The 15,012-nt window shown below is 64.6% G+C and carries 14 protein-coding genes; 10 read left to right on the top strand and 4 right to left on the bottom strand.

Translation table 11 applies throughout. The features are described 5' to 3' along the window. Positions 1-11 precede the first annotated feature (11 nt). Positions 12-326, bottom strand: coding sequence for a DUF1476 domain-containing protein (locus IE101_RS08300; RefSeq protein WP_189633353.1), 315 nt, complete (start codon positions 324-326; stop codon positions 12-14). Positions 327-518: 192 nt separating this feature from the next. On the opposite strand from IE101_RS08300, the gene IE101_RS08305 reads away from it, so the two are divergent. The 5 genes from IE101_RS08305 to IE101_RS08325 all read left to right on the top strand — a co-directional run bounded on the left by IE101_RS08305 (position 519) and on the right by IE101_RS08325 (position 5,538). Continuing rightward, positions 519-1,289 (top strand): phosphoribosylaminoimidazolesuccinocarboxamide synthase, encoded by a 771-nt coding sequence (locus IE101_RS08305; protein ID WP_189633354.1) that lies wholly within the window; start codon positions 519-521, stop codon positions 1,287-1,289. A gap of 14 nt (positions 1,290-1,303) precedes the next feature. After that, entirely contained in the window at positions 1,304-1,543 is a 240-nt protein-coding gene (purS, locus tag IE101_RS08310; protein WP_149140813.1) for a phosphoribosylformylglycinamidine synthase subunit PurS, read from the top strand. A gap of 180 nt (positions 1,544-1,723) precedes the next feature. Then, a complete protein-coding gene (gene purQ, locus IE101_RS08315) occupies positions 1,724-2,392 on the top strand; it encodes a phosphoribosylformylglycinamidine synthase subunit PurQ (RefSeq protein ID WP_189633355.1) in 669 nt (222 codons plus the stop codon). A 49-nt stretch (positions 2,393-2,441) separates the two neighbouring features. Beyond that, positions 2,442-4,205, top strand: a complete 1,764-nt coding sequence (locus IE101_RS08320; protein WP_189633356.1) for a sensor histidine kinase — start codon at positions 2,442-2,444, stop codon at positions 4,203-4,205. Positions 4,206-4,212: 7 nt separating this feature from the next. Further along, positions 4,213-5,538 (top strand): sigma-54-dependent transcriptional regulator, encoded by a 1,326-nt coding sequence (locus IE101_RS08325; protein ID WP_189633357.1) that lies wholly within the window; start codon positions 4,213-4,215, stop codon positions 5,536-5,538. On the opposite strand, the gene IE101_RS08330 is transcribed toward IE101_RS08325, so the two are convergent. Next, positions 5,529-6,311 (bottom strand): sulfotransferase family protein, encoded by a 783-nt coding sequence (locus IE101_RS08330; RefSeq protein WP_189633358.1) that lies wholly within the window; start codon positions 6,309-6,311, stop codon positions 5,529-5,531. The two genes, IE101_RS08325 and IE101_RS08330, sit on opposite strands and share 10 nt — an antisense overlap. 465 nt (positions 6,312-6,776) lie before the next feature. On the opposite strand from IE101_RS08330, the gene IE101_RS08335 reads away from it, so the two are divergent. Beyond that, positions 6,777-9,521: an Rne/Rng family ribonuclease gene (locus IE101_RS08335; RefSeq protein WP_189633359.1), complete on the top strand. Its 2,745-nt coding sequence runs from the start codon at positions 6,777-6,779 to the stop codon at positions 9,519-9,521. Between the two features lie 26 nt (positions 9,522-9,547). Here IE101_RS08335 and IE101_RS08340 read toward each other — a convergent pair whose 3' ends face one another. After that, a complete protein-coding gene (locus IE101_RS08340) occupies positions 9,548-9,796 on the bottom strand; it encodes a sulfurtransferase TusA family protein (RefSeq protein ID WP_189633360.1) in 249 nt (82 codons plus the stop codon). A 145-nt stretch (positions 9,797-9,941) separates the two neighbouring features. On the opposite strand from IE101_RS08340, the gene IE101_RS08345 reads away from it, so the two are divergent. From IE101_RS08345 to IE101_RS08360, 4 genes are all read left to right on the top strand, one after another. Continuing rightward, on the top strand, positions 9,942-10,697 hold the full coding sequence (locus IE101_RS08345; protein ID WP_189633361.1) for a cytochrome c biogenesis CcdA family protein: 756 nt from the start codon (positions 9,942-9,944) through the stop codon (positions 10,695-10,697). Positions 10,698-10,753: 56 nt separating this feature from the next. Continuing rightward, positions 10,754-11,992 carry a hypothetical protein gene (locus IE101_RS08350; protein WP_189633362.1) on the top strand — a complete coding sequence of 413 codons (1,239 nt, stop codon included), beginning with the start codon at positions 10,754-10,756 and terminating at the stop codon, positions 11,990-11,992. Continuing rightward, positions 11,989-13,374: a cytochrome P450 gene (locus IE101_RS08355; protein WP_189633363.1), complete on the top strand. Its 1,386-nt coding sequence runs from the start codon at positions 11,989-11,991 to the stop codon at positions 13,372-13,374. Before IE101_RS08350 ends, IE101_RS08355 begins: the two co-directional genes overlap by 4 nt. A gap of 72 nt (positions 13,375-13,446) precedes the next feature. After that, positions 13,447-14,406: an FkbM family methyltransferase gene (locus IE101_RS08360; protein ID WP_189633364.1), complete on the top strand. Its 960-nt coding sequence runs from the start codon at positions 13,447-13,449 to the stop codon at positions 14,404-14,406. A gap of 109 nt (positions 14,407-14,515) precedes the next feature. On the opposite strand, the gene IE101_RS08365 is transcribed toward IE101_RS08360, so the two are convergent. Then, a complete protein-coding gene (locus IE101_RS08365; RefSeq protein ID WP_189633365.1) occupies positions 14,516-14,821 on the bottom strand; it encodes a hypothetical protein in 306 nt (101 codons plus the stop codon). Positions 14,822-15,012 lie beyond the last annotated feature (191 nt).

A 15,012-nucleotide genomic window follows, 5' to 3' on the forward strand; every position in this document is an offset into this window, starting at 1 on the left:
CCCGCGGGGGATCAGATCTCGGTCATCAGCTGGGCCTTGGCGACCGGCAGCAGTTCCGACAGCTTGGCGCGGATTTCCTCGGCGCTGGCCTTGTCGCCCAGATCGGCGGCCAGTTTGCGGACCACGTCTTCCACGCCCGCTTCCTCGAAATCGGCCTGCACCACGGTCAGGGCGTATTCTGCGGCGGCATCGCCCGATTTGCCCAGCAGCCCTGCGGCCCAAAGACCGGCCAGCTTGTTGCGGCGGGCTTCGGCCTTGAACTGCATCTCTGCATCATGGGCAAACTTGGTCTCGAACGCCTTTTCGCGGTCGTCGAAGGTGGTCATGGGAAGGCCCCCCTGAATTGGTTCGGCAATGGTATGTCCCCCTTCATATGCCCGCCCGCGCCTTGCGCCGCAAGGCCCGTCTGGCCCCGGTTGGCGCTAAACCTTGCGGGCGGGCGGGGGTTGGACTATAGCCCGGCCCAGAAAGGACGCGTGCGCCCGCCGCCGTGTCCCTTATCCGATTCGGGAAAGTTCATGGCACGTCGCAAGAAGGTCTACGAGGGCAAGGCGAAGATCCTGTATGAGGGTCCGGAGCCGGGAACCCTGATCCAGTACTTCAAGGACGATGCTGTCGCGGGCGTCAATGCCGTCAATCAGGCCCCCGCCGCGGTTGAAGGCAAGGGCGTGCTGAACAACCGCCTGAGCGAATTCTTCATGTCGGGCCTGAATTCCATCGGGGTGCCGACGCATTTCATCCGCCGCATCAACATGCGCGAACAGCTGGTCCGCATGTGCGAGATCATTCCGCTCGAAGTGGTCGTCCGCAATTTCGCCGCCGGTGGCATCACCAGCCGTCTGGGCATCCCGGAAGGCGTGGCCCTGCCGCGCCCGATCGTGGAATATTATTACAAGGACGACAAGCTGGGGAACCCGCTGGTGTCCGAGGAACATATCATCGCCTTCGGCTGGGCCAACCAGCAGGACCTGGATGACATGGTGGCACTGGCGCTGCGCGTGAATGACTTCATGTCGGGCGTGATGATGGGCGTGGGCGTCCGTCTGATGGATTTCCGCATCGAGGTGGGCCGCATCTGGGAAGGCGATTTCATGCGCCTGATCGTGGCCGATGAAATCAGCCCCGACAGCTGCCGCCTATGGGATATGCGCGGTCTGGACGCCCCCGACCGCGAAGGCCAGATCCGCGAACCCGGCCCCCTGGCCGATGTCTATACCGAGCTGGCGCGCCGTCTGGGCGTGCTGCCCTCGAACGTCACCCATACCACCAAGCCGACCCTCATCAACTGAAAGGCCCCCCGACCATGAAAGCGCGTGTGACCGTGATGCTGAAGACCGGAGTTCTCGACGTGCAGGGCGAGGCTGTGCGCCGCGCGCTTGGCACGCTGGGCTTCGAAGGGGTTGAGGCCGTGCGCCAGGGCAAGGTGATCGAGCTGGATCTGGCCGCAACTGACCGCGCCGCCGCCGAGGCCGAGGTGAAGGCCATGTGCGAAAAGCTGCTGGCCAATACCGTGATCGAGAAATACTCGGTCGAGATCGCCTGAGATCCGGCCCGACCGGACAGGATGAACGCCGCCGCGCCCCGCAGGCCCGGCGGCGTTTTCTTATGCGGGGCAGCGGGCAGCGGGCAGGAAATCGCGTCACGCGCGCCCGAAGGGGCTGGAAGCAGCGCAGCCTTTGCGCTAAGGGCAAGCGCATCCCCGACCGCCTGAAAGGACGCCCCCATGAAAGCCGCCGTCGTCACCTTCCCCGGTTCCAACTGCGACCGCGATCTGGCGGTGGCCTTTGAAAAGGCGGGGGCCGAGGTTGTGCGCGTCTGGCACAAGGACAGCGAACTGCCGGCCGGTGTGGATGTCGTGGGCGTGCCCGGCGGGTTTTCTTTCGGTGATTACCTGCGCTGCGGCGCCATTGCCGCGCAATCGCCCATCGCCGCTGCCGTCAAGGCTCATGCCGATCGTGGTGGCTATGTCATCGGGATCTGCAACGGCTTTCAGGTGCTGACCGAGATGCACCTGCTGCCCGGCGCGTTGATGCGGAATGCGGGGCTCAAGTTCATCTGCAAACCGGTGCAGCTGATCGTGGGCACCACCGACTCGGCCTTCACCGCGGGCTATGCCAAGGGGCAGGCGATCACCGTGCCGGTGGCGCACCATGACGGCAATTATACCGCCGATGCCGAAACCATCGCCCGTCTGAAAGGCGAAGACCGGATCGCCTTCCGCTATGGCGCGAACCCGAACGGGTCGATGGAAGATATCGCAGGCATCCTGTCGGACAACCGCCGCGTGCTGGGCATGATGCCCCACCCCGAGCGTGTGGTCGATGCCGAACACGGCGGCACCGATGGCGCGGCCGTCTTTGCGGGCCTGATCGGCAAGATGGCGCTGGCCTGATATGACCGGGTCTTGAGGCCGCCCCCCGGCGCGGCCTAGACTGCGCCCCATGCTGGACGCAAGCCCTTCACCTGACACCGAAAGCCACGCGCCGGGCATTTCCTGGCGCGTAAAGCTTGTGGTGGCGCTGCTGGTGGTGCTGGCCGCCGGGGTCGTGCTGTTCACCAACCGCTGGCTTTCGGAACGCTTTACCGAGGTGACGCGCAACAGCGCCGAACTGCGGCTGGCCTTTTATTCCGGCAACGTGATTTCCGAATTGCAGCGCAACTCGGTCGTCCCGCTTTTGCTGGCGCGCGACCCCGAACTGATCGGCGCGCTGGAGCGGAAGGACTATTCCACGACCTCAGCGCGGCTGATCTCGTTCCAGGCCGAAATCGGTGCGGCCTCGATCATCCTGCTGGATGGTGAAGGTCGTGTGGTGGGGGCGACGAACCGCAACCAGCTGGGCGAGACCTATCGCAACGCCGCCCAGTTCATTGATGCCCAGCGTGTGCGCGACACGATCTTTACTGTGGCCCCCCGGCAGACAAACGGGTTCGATTTTACCTATTCCCGCGCGATCCGCGTCGAAAATCAGGTGCTTGGGGTGATTCTGGTCGCCGTGGACCTGATGAAATATGAACGCGCCTGGGCCGGGCTGCAGGATGCGGTGCTGGTGACGGACAGCGAAGGTGTCGTCCTTCTGGCAACCGAGCCGCGCTGGCGTGGCCTGCCGCTGGACCGGGCGCTTGAGGCGCGGGATGCGCCTTCGGCTATCCGCCGGGCGCTGCAGGGCGCGGCCGACTGGGCGCAGGAACCGCCCGATGCCTATGTCTCGGGCGAGGCGGTGATGAAGACCGAAACGCGCGTGGCTTTTCGCGGCTGGCGCATGATCACCTTCACCGCCTATGATTCCGTCCGCGAACGCGTGAACGGCGTGCTGGCGCTGGAGATCATGGGCTTTGCCATCCTGCTTGCCGTGACCTTCTACATGCTCTCGCGCCGGGCCTGGTCGCAAAGCGTGACCTTTCAGCGCGAAAGCGCTGAACTGCGGATGCTGAACGCGCGCCTTCAGCGCGAGATCGCGGAACGCGAGAAGGTGCAGAAAACCCTTGAGGTGGCTGAACTTACGCTGGCGCAATCGTCGAAATTGGCGGCGCTGGGGGAAATGTCTGCCGCCGTCAGCCATGAGCTGAACCAGCCGCTGGCCGCGATGAAGACCTATCTCGCGGGCGCGCGGCTTTTGCTTCAGCGCAAGCGCCCGGATGAGGCGCTGTCCTCCTTCCAGCGCATCGATGACCTGATCGACCGCATGGGCGCGATCACCCGGCAGCTGAAATCCTATGCCCGCAAGGGCGGCGAGGCCTTTGAGCCTGTGGACATGCGTCAGTCGCTGTCTTCGGCCCTGTCGATGATGGAGCCGCAGTTGAAGGCCCGGGTGGTGCGGATCACCCGCACCCTGCCGCGCAGCCCCGTCATGGTCATGGCCGACCGCGTGCGGCTGGAGCAGGTGATCATCAACCTGCTGCGAAACGCGCTGGATGCCACCAAGGAAACCCGAAATCCGCAGATCGACCTGATCCTCTCGGCGGGCGAGACTGCGACTCTGACCGTGCGCGACAACGGGCACGGCATCAAGGATCTCGATAACCTGTTCGAGCCTTTCTACACCACAAAGAAACCCGGTGAGGGGGTGGGGCTTGGCCTTGCCATCTCTTCGGGGATCGTCACCGATCTTGGCGGCCGCCTGACCGCGCGCAATGCGGAAGGTGGGGGGGCTGTATTTGAAGTCCAGCTCCCCATATTGGGCAAGGACGCCAAGGCAGCAGAATGAGGATCACATGGCACGTGCTATGAAAGTCGCCATCGTCGATGACGAGGCGGATATGCGCCAGTCGATCAGCCAATGGCTGGCCCTGTCGGGCTTTGATACCGAAACCTATGGCAGTGCCGAAGAGGCGCTGGCCGCGATCGGCCCCGATTTCGCGGGGGCCGTGGTCAGCGACATCCGCATGCCCGGCATGGATGGCATGGCGTTTCTGAAACGCCTGATGGGCATGGACAGCTCGCTTCCGGTGATCATGATCACCGGCCATGGCGATGTGCCGATGGCGGTTGAAGCGATGCGTCTGGGGGCCTTCGATTTTCTGGAAAAGCCCTTCAACCCCGACCGGATGACCGATCTGGCCAAGCGCGCCACCCAGTCGCGCCGTATGACGCTGGACAATCGCGCGCTCCGCAAAGAGCTGTCGGATGGCACGACGATCATGAAAAAGCTGATCGGCAGCAGCCCGGTGATGGAGCGTCTGCGCGAGGATATCCTCGATCTGGGGCAGGCCGACAGCCATGTGCTGATCGACGGCGAAACCGGCACCGGCAAGACGCTGGTCGCCCATGCGCTGCATGCGGTGGGGCCGCGGGCGTCCAAGAAATTCGTCACCGTTTCCTGCGCGGCCTGGTCGGAAGATCAGCTGGCCGCCAAGCTTTTCGGCCCCACCGAAGACGGCGTGCCGCTGATCGAAGAGGCGCGGGGCGGCACCCTGTGCCTTGAGGACATCGAGGCGCTGAGCCATGCCCTGCAATCGCGGCTGCTGACGGTGATCAACGAACAAGGGACCCCGCCCGAAACGCGCATCATCGCCATCTGCAACGAACATGCGCCCGACAAGACGCTTGAAGACATCCTGCGCCCCGATCTGTTCTATCGCCTGGGTGCGATGACCATCGTCCTGCCGCCGCTGCGCGCGCGGGGTGAGGATATCCTGTCGCTGTTCACCCGCCTGTCGGAACAGTTCGCCGAGGAATATGGCTGCGACGCCCCCGGTCTGACCGCGCAAGAGGCCGCGCAGCTTCTGCAGGCGCCCTGGCCGGGCAATGTGCGGCAGCTGGTGAACATCGCCGAACGTGCAGTGCTGCAGAACCGCCGCGGGTCTGGGTCGATCGCCTCGCTTCTGATGGCGGATAACGAGGCCTCGGGGCCGGCGCTGACGACCGAGGGCAAGCCGCTGAAGGAATATGTCGATGCGTTTGAGCGTATGCTGATCGACAATACGATGCGCCGCCACAAGGGCAGCATCGTCGCGGTGATGGAAGAACTGTGCCTGCCGCGGCGGACGCTGAATGAAAAGATGGCCAAATACGGGCTGCAGCGGTCAGATTACACCTGACCGCCCGCGGTCTCTTGCGGGCGCATGGGCTCGGCATAGGCCGGGTCCAGCCAGTCGGACAGGCCAAGCCCGGTCAATGCGGCGGTTTCGATGATATCGGCCGCGAAGCGGCGATCCAGATCCCGCCGCAATGGCTCCGGCATCTCCCCCAGATCCCGCGCAAGGACAGGGACGGTATAGACCGTTGCCCGCTCAAGCATCGCCGCCGTCGGGGCTGCGACCCCGAGGAAGTCGCAGATCTGGCCCAAGGTCGGGGCGGGGCGCAGCCAAAGCGCGTCGGTGCGCAGGAACAGCAGGTTTTCGCGCGGAAAATGCGCCAGCAACCGGCGCACCTGCCCGGCGTAGAAACCGCGCGCAACATAGCTGTGCTGGCGCAGCTGGCTCTCGGAGATCAGCGGCACCGGGGCGATGGCTTCGACAAAGGCCCGTGTCTCGACACCCTTTCGGAACTGCATCCGCCATTGCGAATGGGCGCGCAGGGTGGGGTGGCGCAACAGCATGATCAGCCGCGCCCCCGGATTGTGGGCAGCGATCCGTTCGATGGCCCGGGGCCAGAAGGTGTAGATCGGCGTGGCCTCGCCCCGCAGGCGGCCGGGGGCGGGAAAATGGGGCGAAAGATCGGGCAGGGCAGCGCCCCAATCCCTTGATTCATCGTCGAAAAGATGCAGTTCCTTGGGCGATGACAGGCTCAGCTCCGGGTGCTGGCTCAGAATGCCGTGCAGGGCGGTTGTGGCGCCCTTCTGAACGCCCGCAACAAAGAAATCGATCTGCATGACGGCCACCTTTGATTGCGCGGTTCGGGCGGAACCACAGCCCGCCTTTCCGGCTGCGGATATTTGTCATTGCAAAGCGCGGGGGTAAACCCTTAAACTTGACCTGAGGGCCAATGTCCGGATGCCGCGACATTCGCCCACAAGTTTCACTGCCGGTGGCACACGTCTGACCAAGGGTCTTTCCTGCCTCCATCCGCAGCATTCACTGGCCGCAAGGCCGCAAGTTTGCCGGCTCTCCCTCGGGATTGCAGGCTTTTAGATGGGTGCCCCGCATGGGGTGCCGGGATAAAGAACCGCGATGAGCCGCGTGCAAAAAGCGATGACGATCGACAGGGGGCTTTCGGCTCGCCCTGCGCCATCCGCACCGCACGGCCACGCCCGAACAAGCCGCCATCTGCTGGATCGAACCTTTGCCGGGAATACACCCGGCGGGGGCCGCGATGCGCCATGGCGCAATGGAACACTATGGCTAAGAAAATGCTCATCGACGCCACGCACCCGGAGGAAACCCGGGTTGTCGTGGTGGACGGAAACAAGGTCGAAGAGTTCGACTTTGAAACGGTAAACAAGCGTCAGCTGCAAGGAAACATCTACCTTGCCAAGGTGACGCGGGTCGAACCCTCGCTGCAGGCGGCCTTTGTGGATTACGGCGGGAACCGTCACGGCTTCCTCGCTTTTGCGGAAATCCACCCGGATTATTACCAGATCCCCGTCGCGGATCGCAAAGCCCTGCTCGAGGAGGAGCGGGCGTTGGCCCGTGCCGAAGAGGAAGAGGAAAGCCGTCCGCGCCGCAGCAACCACAAGTCGCGCGCCAAGCCCGCGCAGGCCGAAGCCGTTGCCGCCGACGCGGTGGTCGTTTCGGATGAGGCCGCGCCCGTGGCCGATGTCGCCGAAACCCCGGTGGCGATTTCCGGCATGGATGTGATCGACCTGGGCGAGGAGGGGGCCGAGGACGACCTGCTCGTTTCGCGCAATGCCGACCGGGCCTCGGTGGCCTCGGAACGCACCGAGGATGACGGCCATTACGAGGCGCTCGACCACGCTGCCGATATCGATGACGAAATCGAATCGGTCGCCGAAGAGGACGTGTCGGAAGAAATCCGTGCGCCCCGCAAGCCGCGTGCCCGCCGCTACAAGATCCAGGAAGTGATCAAGGTGCGCCAGATCATGCTGGTGCAGGTGGTCAAGGAAGAGCGGGGCAACAAGGGTGCGGCGCTGACAACCTATCTGTCGCTGGCCGGTCGCTACTGCGTTCTCATGCCGAACACGGCGCGGGGCGGCGGTATCAGCCGCAAGATCACCAATGCCGCCGACCGCAAGAAGCTCAAGGATATCGCGTCCGAGCTGGAGGTGCCGGAAGGCGCCGGCCTGATCGTGCGGACTGCGGGCGCCAAGCGCACCCCGCAGGAAATCCGCCGCGATTACGAATATCTGATGCGTCTGTGGGAAGAGATCCGCGAACTGACGCTGAAATCGGTCGCACCCGCGCCGATCTATGAAGAGGGCAACCTCATCAAGCGGTCGATCCGCGATCTCTATAACCGCGAGATCGAGGAAATCCTGGTTGAAGGCGAAACGGGCTACCGCACTGCCAAAGATTTCATGCGGATGATCATGCCCAACCACGCCCGCGTGGTGCAGCGCTATGCCGACCAGATGCCGCTGTTCGCGCGCTATCAGGTGGAAAGCTACCTTTCGGGCATGTTCAACCCGGTCGTGCAGCTGAAATCGGGTGGTTATATCGTGATCGGCGTCACCGAGGCGCTGGTGGCGATCGACGTGAACTCGGGCCGGGCCACCAAGGAAGGCTCGATCGAGGAGACCGCGCTCAAGACCAACCTCGAGGCCGCCGATGAGGTTGCGCGCCAATTGCGCCTGCGCGATCTGGCTGGTCTGATCGTCATCGACTTCATCGACATGGAAGAGCGTCGCAACAACGCCGCCGTTGAGAAGCGCCTGAAGGAAAAGCTGAAGACGGACCGCGCGCGCATTCAGGTGGGCCGCATCTCGGGCTTTGGCCTGATGGAGATGAGCCGCCAGCGCCTGCGCCCCGGCATGCTTGAATCCACCACGCAGCCTTGCGCGCATTGCCACGGCACCGGCCTGATCCGCTCGGACGACAGCCTTGCCCTGACGATCCTGCGCGCGCTGGAGGAAGAGGGCACGCGGAAACGCTCGCGCGAGGTGCTGCTGAAGGCTCCGGTCGCGGTGATCAACTACCTCATCAACTCGAAGCGCGAACATATCGCCCTGATCGAGGCACGCTATGGCATGTCGGTCCGGCTTGAGGCTGACCCGCATCTCGTGTCGCCCGATTATTCGATCGAGAAGTTCAAGACGGCCATCCGCGCCGTGCCCGAAGCGGGCACCGTGATCTCCGGCAATGCCGCCCTGATGGGTGCGCCCGTCGAGGAGGAGGATGATCCGGAACTGCCGATCGAAGAAGATGAAATCGAGGCAGAGGTCGAGGCCGTCGAAGAGGAAGGCCGGGCCGAGGCCGCTGAGGGCGATGGCAATGGCGGGTCCAAGAAGAAGCGTCGTCGCCGTCCGCGTCGTCGGGGGGGCAAGGGCAAGGATGCCGCTGGCCGTCCGCAAGAGGACGGGGCCGAGGAAGGCGATGCAGAGGGCGATGATGCCGCCGAGACTGAGGCGCCCGAGCCCGTCGTCGAAGTGGCCGCCGCTGTCGAGACCGTCGTTCTCGCCGAGGTCGTAAGCGAAGCACCGGCCGAGGCTGTTGTCGCCGACGCTCCGGTTGCCGAAGTTGCCACCGAAGAGCCGGTCGCCGAGGCGCCCAAAAAGACCACCCGCAGCCGATCGCGCAGCACCAAAGCCAAAGCCAAGCCTGCCGATGCCCCGGCAGAGATTGCTGCCGAAGCGGTGGCCGAGGCCGTGGTCGAAGAAGTGACCAAGCCCAAGGCCAAGACCACCCGGACGCGCAGCACCAAATCCAAGGCCAAAGCGGCCGAGGCCCCCGCGACGGAAGCTCCCGTGACAGAGGCCCTGGTGGCCGAGGTTGCGGTGGAAGCTGCGCCCGTCGTTGATGCGTCGGTCGCCGAACAGCCCGCGCCGGTTGACCTGCCGCCGCTGCAGGCGGACCCCGGTTTGGCCGTGGCGGAAGCCGTGGTTGCTGACCCGGCAGAGGCTGCCGCCACCGGGGACGCAAGCGAAGGCAAGTCCAAGCGCCGGGGTTGGTGGTCGGTGAACCGCTGATCCGCGAAACAGAAAAACGCCGGGCCTTAGCCCGGCGTTTTTTCTATCTGCCCCACCTTGATGAAATGGGCGGTGGCCGCGCCCAAGGGTTCCGACCCCAGATAGACATGCCCGGTCTGGCCGCAAAAATGCGGCAGGTCCACCGCCGCCATCCGGTCGGTCGCGCGCACCCGCAAAACCTGACCCGCCGGAAGCCCCAAAAGCCGTTTGCGCGCGCGCAGGACGGGCAGGGGGCAGAGCAGCCCCTCGCAATCCAGATCGGTGTCAAATTCCATCGGCCTGCCCCTTTCCCTTGTGTCGCAGCCATACACCGCCGTGCGGCCAAAGTCAGCCGCGGCTGCGGCCACGCGCATGTGACGCCGCGCCGCGTGACGGGCGGGCGGGATTGCGGTATCACCACCGGGAAGGAACGGAGGCAAGATGTTCGGGATCGACCTTTTCGACGCGGGGCTGGCGCCCGCAATGCTGGTGGCGCTGGTCGCCGGGGTGCTGTCGTTCCTCAGCCCCTGCGTGCTGCCGATCGTGCCCCCTTATCTGGCCTATATGGGCGGGATCTCGATGCCCGAACTGCGCGAAGGCGACCGGGCCGCGCGGCGGCGCATCCTGTTGCCTGCGCTGTTCTTCGTCCTGGGCCTTTCGACGGTCTTTCTGTTTCTGGGGTTCACCGCCTCGGCTTTCGGCGCGTTCTTCCTCAAGAATCAGGAGCTGTTTGCCCGCATCTCGGGTGCGATGGTCATCGTGCTGGGCCTGCATTTCCTGGGCGTGTTCCGCATCCCGATGCTCGACCGCGAGGCGCGGCTGAATGCTGGCGATCAGGGCGGATCGGCGCTTGGCGCCTATCTGCTGGGGCTGGCCTTCGCCTTTGGCTGGACGCCTTGCATCGGGCCGCAGCTGGGCGCGATCCTGTCGCTGGCGGCGAATGAGGCCAGCCTGACGCGGGGGACGCTGCTTCTGGCCGTTTATGCGCTGGGGCTGGGGGTGCCGTTCCTGCTGGCGGCGCTGTTCATCGAACGGGCGATGGGGGTGATGACCCGGCTCAAGCGGCACATGAGGCTGATCGAGCGGTCGATGGGCCTGCTGCTGTTGCTGGTCGGGGTGGCGCTGGTCACCGGGGCGCTGTCGGATATGTCCTTCTGGTTGCTCGACACCTTCCCGTTTCTGGCGACCCTTGGCTGATCGGGCGGGGCGCTTTACCCTGCCCATGCTGTTGATCGGGCCGGAGTAACGATGTGATGGATGACGCCGCCAAGCCTGTGCCTGACCCCGTTCGCCGGCGGCGCGTTTTCTATATTCCCGGCTATGACCCCATCCACCCCCGCCGCTACCGCGAGCTTTACCGGCGCGAGGGGGCGGAGCAGGCGGCCCTGTCGGGCTATCGGCTGGATCTGCGGGGCAAGCATGTGCAGGGCCCCTATGGCTGGCATGTCACGGCCGAGATCGACGGGCAGACGGTGGAGACCGATGTCGAGGTGCTGGTCTGGTCCGATATCGTCCGCGGATCCATGAGCCAGTCGATCCCCGGCACCTATCTGGAGTTGATCCGCACCGCCTGGGCCTATCTCGGGTCCGGGGCGCTGTTCCGGCTGATGCGCCTGCGGAAGGGGCCGATTGTGGCGGCGCTCTATCCGATTGCGGTGCTTTTGGCGCAGCTTTTGGTGGCGCTGATCGTCTGGGGGGCGGTCTGGGGCCTGTTGTCCTTGCTGCCGCTGACGGGGGCGGGCTGGGCTGGGGCGGCGCTTGGGGCGGGGGCGGCGGTCTGGGTGCTGCGCTGGTTCAAGGCCCGCGATTCGCGCTTTTACGCCTATTATCTGATGCATGATTACGCCTATTCCGCACAGGCAGGCGGGGCCAACCCGCCCGAGCTTGAGGCCCGCATGACGGCTTTTCGTCAGACCATCGCCGCGGCCCTGACCGGCGATTATGATGAGGTGCTGGTCGTCGGCCATTCCTCCGGCGCGCATCTGGCGGTGTCGATCTTGGCCGATCTGATCCGCGAGGGTCGGGCGGGGCGGGGGCCTGCGCTGTCTTTCCTGTCCTTGGGGCAGGTGGTGCCGATGGTCAGCTATCTGCCCAAGGCCCACCGCCTGCGCCGCGACCTGCAGGATCTGTCGCGCAGCCCGGCGCTGACCTGGGTCGACGTGACGGCACCGGGCGATGGCTGTGCCTTCGCGCTCTGCGATCCGGTGCGCGTGACCGGTGTCGCGCCCGAGGATCAGCTATGGCCGCTGATCTATTCCGCCGCCTTCAGCCAGACCCTGCGTCCCTCTACCTGGGCGCAGGTGAAGCGGCGCTATTTCCGGCTGCATTTCCAATACCTTTGTGCCTTTGACAACCTGCCCGGCCAGCCCTGGGATTATGACTATTTCCGCATCACCGCCGGGCCGCGCCGTCTGGCCGACCATTTCGCCGGTCGTCCGCAATCGAAAAGCCGCATCACGCTGGCGGCCAACCGCTTTACGGGCCTGTCATGATCCCGCCCAAACCCGTCTCGCGCCCGGATAAGGTCTCGCTCTGGCGGTATTTCCGCCTGTTCCGGCAAGATATCCTCTCGGCCCAGCCCGCGCGGCTGTATCGGGCCTGGATGGCCGAATTCCGCACGCCGTTCTTTCGCAGCTATCTGTGCAACGATCCGGCGCTGGTCGATCTGGTGCTGAAGGGGCGTCCGCGCGACTTTCCGAAATCCGACCGCATCCGCGAGGGGCTGCGCCCGCTTCTCGGCAATTCGGTGTTCGTGACGAATGGCGACACGTGGGAACGTCAGCGCCGCATCATCGACCCGGCCTTTGAAGGCGGGCGCTTGCGCGATACCTTTGGCGCGATGTGGGATGCCGGTCAGGCCATGGTCGCGCGGCTGCAGCACCGGGCCGATGGCCAACCGGTCGAGATCGAATTCGAAACGAGCCACGCCGCCGCGGATGTGATCTTCCGCACGCTCTTTTCCATCCCCATTGATCATGCGGTGGCAGGGGCGGTGTTTCACGAATTCCGCGCCCATCAGACCGCGCAGCCCGTGGTCAATCTGGGGGCGCTGCTGCCGTTGCCGCGCTGGTTCCCGCGCTTTCACAGCCGTCAGACCCGTGCCACCGCGACGCGCATCCGTAAGCTGATCGCCGGCCTGACGGCAGACCGGGCCGCCGCCATTGCCGCTGGCACTGCGCCCGATGATCTTGCCACCAAGATCATGACCTTCCCCGACCCGCAGACCGGCGCCTGCTTTGACACCGAGGAAATGGTCGATCAGGTGGCGATCTTCTTTCTCGCGGGACATGAAACCTCGGCCTCGGCCCTGGGGTGGGCGCTTTACTTGCTGGCCACCCATCCCGACTGGCAGGATCGCGTCGCCGCCGAAGCGCAGGCCGAGCTGGCTGATGCGGGCTACCTGTCGGTGGTGAATCGCCTGCGTCAGGCCCGCGCGGTCTTCCGCGAGGCGATGCGCCTTTACCCGCCGGTGCCGATGATGGTGCGTGAAAACCGCTGCCCGGTGCAGCTGCGCGGGCGGGCGGTTGCGCCGGGCGCGCAGATTGTCCTGTCGCCCTGGCATCTGCACCGCCACGAACGGATCTGGGATAACCCCGACCAGTTTGACCCCGCGCGGTTTGATACCGAAAACGGCCGTGCCGGGTTGCGCGATGCCTATATGCCGTTTTCCGCAGGGCCGCGCGTCTGCCCCGGTGCGGGCTTTGCCATGGCGGAGGGGCCGCTGCTGCTTGCCATGCTCTTGCGCGCCTTCCGTCTTGAACCCATCGCAGGCCGTGTGCCTGTGCCCGTCGCCCATCTGACCGTGCGTGCCAAGGATGGGATCTGGCTGCGCCTGACGCCCCGAACGCCGCCCATACCGCAAGGTCAGCCATGATTTGGCCCGATCCTTGCTTGCAGCACCGACCGTCGGCCGCGTGCCGCCGCGACTTGACAGAAAGGCCCCAAGATGGACGCTGCCGCTGACCGGATTGCCACCCTGCGCGCAGGGATGGAGGAAGACCCCGGCCGTCTCGACCGGTTCGGCCATCCGCATTTCCGCAAAGAGCTGATGCGCCTTCTCCTCTCGCAGGGTCGCTGGGCCGAGGCCGAGGCGCTGATTCCCAGCGGGGTTGAGGCCGCCGGCTGGCACCACATCCTCTTTGCCCGCGCGCTGGACGGCGCAGGCCGGGCCGAGGACGCGCGCACCCATTGGCAGGCCTTCGCCGCCCATCACCCCGGCCACCCCGAGGCGCAAAAGGCGCTGGGAATGCCGAGGGCGCTGCGCCAGATCCGTTCCCGTGTGCCGGATCAGCGGTTCGAGATGATCTTCGATGTGGGCGCCAATCGCGGCCAATCCTGCCTGCATTACGCCGTGGCCTTCCCCGAGGCCCGCATCCACGCCTTTGAACCCGCCCCGGCCGCCTTTGCCGAATTGACCCGCGCAAGCGCTGCCCATGGCGGGATCAGCTGCCATAACCTCGCGCTGTCACAATCCGAAGGCACGCTTCGCATGGCGCTGGATGGCTCCTCGACCATGAACCGCGTGCTTGATCCGGCAACGCCCGAGGGCACGCCCATTCCCGCCCGGCGTCTTGACCGGGTCTGCGCCGATCTGGGCATCGATCATATCGATTTTCTGAAGATCGACACCGAAGGCCATGACCTGGCCGTGCTGCGCGGTGCGGGCGCCATGCTTGACCAGATCGATTTCATCCAGTGCGAAACCAGCGCCAACCGCTACAACCGCTTGCATGTGGCCTTTGGTGAGGTCTTCGATCTGCTCACGGACGCGGGCTTTTACCTCTTCCACATCGATGGGCAAACCTATGAATGGGGCAATGGTGGCTATCCCGTCCTGCGCCGCTTCGACCCGATCTTCATCAACGCACGCCGCGTCGGTCCCATTCGGGGGGTGCGTGACCGGTGACTGCAGAAAAACCATAAGTGTGCTCAGCCCCGTGTTTGGCTGTACCCCGGAAAGCAAAAAGCCCGCCAAGGCGGGCTTTCAGATTTCGTTCTCCTGGTGTTTTCATGGCTCAGCGCTGGGTCATGAGCCTCAAGATTTCAGCCGGAGAGAGTGCTTCCTCATAGTCATCCACTGAAAATGGGGAAAATCCAAAAGGGACTCTGGTCTTTTGGGCAAACGCCTTTTCGCAGTAGGAGATATCAATTTCAGAACGACCGGCCAGCTTGCAGAGGGTCAATGCTCTGATGAGCATTTCGATTACCAAGTCCCAGCGATGCCCGTTCGCAAATGCATGCCGGTCATAGAAATCTTCAATGGCCAATGGCTCGAAGTTAATATTAACCGCGTCGGCGAAAGCGAAGCAGAGACTATTCATCTCCGGCGTATCATCTGGAATTCTGATTAGGCTCCAGACTCATTGATTTTCACAGCCAGAACATGACGGTGGCCGCGAGAGCGACGGCGGAGAGGAAGGTTTTGGCGCATCTGTCATAGCGGGTTGCGACCCTGACTTCCGGACTTCGACAGTTATTCCCTGTTTTTTGGTTTTTCGGGTGTCGGCGTTTC

Origin of the sequence: Gemmobacter lanyuensis, assembly GCF_014652355.1 — a bacterium.
Classification (GTDB): domain Bacteria; phylum Pseudomonadota; class Alphaproteobacteria; order Rhodobacterales; family Rhodobacteraceae; genus Gemmobacter; species Gemmobacter lanyuensis.